At 75.1% G+C, this 3,415-nt stretch carries 4 protein-coding genes; 3 read left to right on the plus strand and 1 reads right to left on the minus strand.

Translation table 11 applies throughout. The features are described 5' to 3' along the window. The coding region (locus ACTUAL_RS15590) for a polyketide synthase (protein WP_440900766.1) at window positions 1-1,134 on the minus strand (1,134 nt) is incomplete at its 3' end. Between the two features lie 364 nt (window positions 1,135-1,498). Here ACTUAL_RS15590 and ACTUAL_RS15595 point away from each other — a divergent pair. The 3 genes from ACTUAL_RS15595 to ACTUAL_RS15605 form a co-directional block, all read left to right on the plus strand. After that, entirely contained in the window at window positions 1,499-2,035 is a 537-nt protein-coding gene (locus ACTUAL_RS15595) for an EF-hand domain-containing protein (RefSeq protein ID WP_177154323.1), read from the plus strand. 52 nt (window positions 2,036-2,087) lie between these two features. Beyond that, window positions 2,088-2,939, plus strand: a complete 852-nt coding sequence (locus ACTUAL_RS15600; protein ID WP_096495627.1) for an NAD(P)-dependent oxidoreductase — start codon at window positions 2,088-2,090, stop codon at window positions 2,937-2,939. 91 nt (window positions 2,940-3,030) lie between these two features. Further along, the coding region (locus tag ACTUAL_RS15605) for a hypothetical protein (protein WP_440900767.1) at window positions 3,031-3,415 on the plus strand (385 nt) is incomplete at its 3' end.

The raw sequence follows: 3,415 nt of genomic DNA on the forward strand, positions 1-3,415 counted from the left end.
CGCCTTGACCGAGCCGATCGGCATCGGCCGCCCCGCCCCGCGCGCCGCGCCGTAGACCTCCCGCAGCGCGCGCAGCTCGACCTCGTCCCCCAGCGGGGTCCCGGTGCCGTGCGCCTCGACGTAGTCGACCTCGGCCGGTTCCAGGCGGGCGTCCGCGAGCGCCGCGCGGATCACCGCCCGCTGCGCGCGCCCGTTCGGCGCGGTCAGGCCGTTGGACGCGCCGTCGCAGTTGACCGCGCTGCCGCGCACCAGCGCCAGCACCGGGCGCCCCTCGCGGCGGGCGCGGGAGAGCCGTTGCAGCACCAGCAGGCCCGCGCCCTCGCCCCACACCGCGCCGTCCGCGTCCGCGGCGAACGGCTTGCAGCGGGCGTCGGGGGCGAGCGCGCGGTGCCGGGCGAAGCCGGTGAACGCGTCGGGGGTGGACATCACCGCGACACCGCCCGCCAGCGCCAGGTCGCACTCGCCCGAGCGCAGCGACCGCACCGCCAGGTGCAGCGCGACCAGCGACGAGGAGCAGGCGGTGTCCAGCGCGATCGCGGGCCCCTCCAGGCCCAGCAGGTAGGCGATCCGGCCCGCCGCGAGGCTGCCCGCGACGCCGGTGACCAGGTGGCCCTCCAACCCGCGCGCGTCCGTGCCTGGCAGGCGGCCGTAGTCGCCGTACATGACGCCCGCGAACACGCCGGTCCGGCTGCCGCGCAGGGTCGCGGGCACGATCCGGGCGCGCTCCAGCGCCTCCCACGCGGTCTCCAGCAGCAACCGCTGCTGCGGGTCGGTCGTGGCCGCCTCGCGGGCGGAGATCCCGAAGAACCCGTGGTCGAACAGGGCAGCGTCGGGCAGGAAGCCGCCCTCGCGCACGTAGGTGCGGCCGGGCGCGTCCGGGTCGGGGTCGTGCAGGTCGGCGGGCCAGCCCCGGTCCAGCGGGAACGGGCTCATCGCGTCGCCGCCGTCGGCCGCCAGCCGCGCCAGGTCCTCGGGCGAGCGCACGCCGCCGGGGAACCGGCAGGCCGCGCCGACCACGGCGATCGGGTCGGACTCGCGCGCCTCCAGCTCGGCGACGCGCTCGCGCGCCTGGACGACCTGGGCGACCGCCTGCCGCAGGTAGCGGCCCAGCCGCTGCTCCTCGGACTCCCCCACCCCGACCTCCCCGCTCGGCCCGACGCGCCAGCCGGTCCGACCCCGGCCGGTCCGGACGACGGGGCACAGTAACGACGGGCACGGCCGCCGCGTCGCCGCAGGGAGCGCGACCGCCGCGCGCCGCCGGGCCGTCCGCCCCGCTGACCACCGGCAACCGCCCGAGGCGAACCGGTCGACATTCACTCGAAGGAGGGTTCACGTGCGGGCGTGGCGACGTCGAGTCCGATGTGGACCGGCTCCGTTCACGCGGTGGGGGGCAAATGATGACCCGATGCGCTGTTGTTCCCCCGCTCCGGTTGACGCTCTCCTCCGGACCTCAGGAGGGTTGGCGGTGCAACGTGATCAGCGATCGGAAGGAAAGCCCGTGGCAAGCATCGACCTGCTCGAGCAGAAGCTCGGCTCCGACTTCGACGCCCTCGACGCGAACGGCGACGGCTTCCTCTCCCCCGAGGACCTCACCCAGCGCGTGGAGGCGACCCGCATCGCCCTCGGCGACATGGCCGACCCGTCGAAGTACGGCGCGCTGCACGCGGCGACCATGCAGTGGTGGGACCAGATGTCCGGCATCAGCGGCGCGGTGCCCGGCCAGCGGGTCAGCCGCACGGAGTACATCAGCGCCCACATCGAGGCCGACCAGACCACGATGAACGCCGCGCTGATCCCGTTCGTGGACGCGCTGTTCGACTACGTCGACATCGACGGCAGCCAGCAGCTCACCCGCGAGGAGTTCATCGCCTTCGCCTCGGCCTGGAACATCCAGGACCCGGAGGCGGCGTTCGACGCGCTCGACGTGGACGGCTCCGGCTCGCTGACCAAGCAGGAGTTCCAGAAGTTCATGCAGGACTTCTACACCAGCACCGACCCCAACGCGCGCGGCAACAACCTCAACGGCCCCATGTGATCGTCCCGGCAGGCCCACCGGCTGCCCGAACCAGCGAGGAGGAAGGCAGCCGATGGGCGTGCCCCACCCCGAACCCGTGAGCGTGCTCGGCCTGGGCCGGATGGGGTCCGCGCTGGCCCGCGCGTTCCTGGCCGCGGGCCACCCGACCTCAGTGTGGAACCGCACGCCCGCCAAGGCCGCGCCGCTGCTCGCGCTGGGCGCGTCGGCGCTCGGGGACCCGGCGGACGCGCGCGGCCTGGTCGTGGTGTGCGTGTCCGAGCAGGAGGCGCTGCGCGAGCTGCTGGCCGACCACGCGGGCCGCACCGTCGTGGGGGTGTGCCTCGGCACCAGCGCCGACACCGGGCGGACCGCCGCCGAGGCCGGGCGGCGCGGCGTGGGGTTCCTCAAGATGTGCCCGCTCACCACGCCCGAGGACCTGGGCGGCCCCGAGTCGATGACGGTGCTCGGCGGGCCGCCGGAGCTGTTCGAGCGGCACCGGGACACCCTCGGGGCGCTGGGCGAGGTGATGCACCTGGACCCGGACCAGGGCGTCGTGGCGGTGCTGGACCTGGCCGCGTTCGACGTGTTCCTCGCGGGCCTGATGACCGTGACGCACGCCGTGGCGCTGATGCGCTCGGTGGGGTTGAAGGCCGAGGACGGCGTGCCGCTGCTGGAGGGCACCCTGAAGTTCGTGGCCTCGCTGGTCCCCGGTTACGCCCGCAGGGTCGACGCGGGCGAGCACGAGCCCGACCACTTCCCGCTGCGGATGCTGGCGGACGACGCGGGGTTCCTGCGCGCCGAGTGCGCGGACCGGGGCGTCGACCCGCTGTTCGTGGACGGGATGCGCGCGGTGCTGCGGGGCGCGGCGACGCGCGGGCGGGCCGAGCGGGCGGTGACCTCGCTGGTGGACGACTTCAGCCGGTGAGGGGGCGGGCCCCCGAACGCCGTACTTGAAATTTCATCGATTTGGCCGATAGTGGGAAGCGCCGCCGCGAACGACGTCCGACAGGAGTGTCATGCGGAACCGCTTCACCCGACTGCTGGCCGCGTCCGGCGCGGCGCTCGTGCTCTCCGCCCTGGCGACGGCCCCCGCGCACGCGCTGGTCGACTGCGCGCCCGACCCGTGGGAGGTCGACGACGTCCCCGGCGCCGCGGCGGCCCCGATCGCGCCGGGCGAGACCGCGCACCGCGCCATCTGCCAGGAGCGCGACCCGCTGCCCGGCAAGACCCAGGCGCGGGACGTCGACTGGTTCGAGTTCACCGCCGTCGAGGGCCAGGCCTACACCGCGGAGGCGGTCCAGGTCGGCGCGGGCCTGGTCAACAACGCCGACCGGGGCGGGCTCGGCGTCGGCTTCCACCGGGTCGAGGCGGACGGCTCGCTGTCCTCGGTCGAGCAGAGCA

It is taken from the genome of Actinosynnema sp. (assembly GCF_052038725.1).

Bases quoted from the DNA above. Each gene is read 5' to 3' on its own strand.
- ACTUAL_RS15600 (WP_096495627.1), top strand. From the start codon at position 2,088: ATGGGCGTGCCCCACCCCGAACCCGTGAGCGTGCTCGGCCTGGGCCGG.